Raw genomic sequence first — 277 nt, 5'->3', positions numbered from 1 at the left:
CCGCAGCGGCATGGGGCGTATCGCGGCGACGGCTCAATATCCCGTTGGCGTCGACAGCAGCCAGAGCCCGAAGACGGTGTAGCCGACCATCAGCGCGGCCAGCGGCGCCTGGCTGAGGGCGCTCGCGGCGGCGGTCCCGTGCAGGCGCCCGGCGATCGCATGCGCGGCCAGCACCGCCATGACGTGACCGATGACGATCGCCCCGGCCTGGAGGTTCCAGAGCACCCACGCCGAACCGGCGCCCAGCACCAGGCCCGCCGACACATGCAGCCCCGCG

1 protein-coding gene is annotated in these 277 nt (G+C 73.6%); it reads right to left on the bottom strand.

The genetic code is table 11. The features are described 5' to 3' along the window. Positions 1-33: 33 nt before the first annotated feature. On the bottom strand, positions 34-277 hold a 244-nt coding region (locus tag Ga0466249_RS26065; RefSeq protein ID WP_215832398.1), incomplete at its 5' end, for a hypothetical protein.

The sequence above is a fragment of the Pelorhabdus rhamnosifermentans genome (assembly GCF_018835585.1).
GTDB lineage: Bacteria > Bacillota > Negativicutes > UMGS1260 > UMGS1260 > Pelorhabdus > Pelorhabdus rhamnosifermentans.
Note: the sequence above shows the minus strand (reverse complement) of the source record. Positions and strands in the feature narration are given on the sequence as shown.